1 protein-coding gene is annotated in these 647 nt (G+C 63.1%); it reads right to left on the minus strand.

Translation table 11 applies throughout. The features are described from left to right. Positions 1-647: hypothetical protein (locus ACV229_RS40615; protein WP_448088659.1), on the minus strand; the 647-nt coding region annotated here is incomplete at both ends.

Here is a 647-nt window from a genome sequence, read left to right on the forward strand (position 1 = left end):
CAAGCGCATCGCCACCAGCCGACAGATTCGCACCGTGCAGCGTGAGGTCGCGACCGGCCTGAACGGACAGATCGCCTGTCGCCGCGATCGTGCCTTGCTGGCCGATCAAACCTGCATTGGCCTTGCTTGCGCCGGAAGAACTGGTTGCGCCGACTGCATCGACCAGCGTAGTGTTGACGATATCGCGGCCCGCCAGCACGGCGACCCGGTTGCCGCTAATCTGCCCCGACGCGTTGACGACATCGTTGCCGGCCGACACGACCGTCGTGCCGTTCGCGCCGCTACTCGAAATCGTCCCGCCCCGGTTCAGGATATCGGTCGCGGTGAGTACGGCCTTCGTGCCGCCCTTTATGACGCCCGAATTGGTCGTGCTGCCGGCTGCATGAATTTCAACATCGTCCGCCGCGATCAAGCCGCCGGTCGGTTGCAAGTCGTTTGCATGCGTTTGCGCCATGTAGACGACCGGGGCCAGCACGTGCGTCGTACTGCCATCCGGCAGGGTCACGGTTTGATCGACCAACCAGACAATGTCGCTCGTCAGCGCGTCCATTTGCGCGGCCGTCAGTGCGATGCCGGGCATCAAACCGAATGCTTTCGCGTAGTTCGCGCCGTTCGTCATCAGCGCCCGATATTCATCCTCGGCACTT

It is taken from the genome of Burkholderia sp. MR1-5-21 (genome assembly GCF_053427715.1).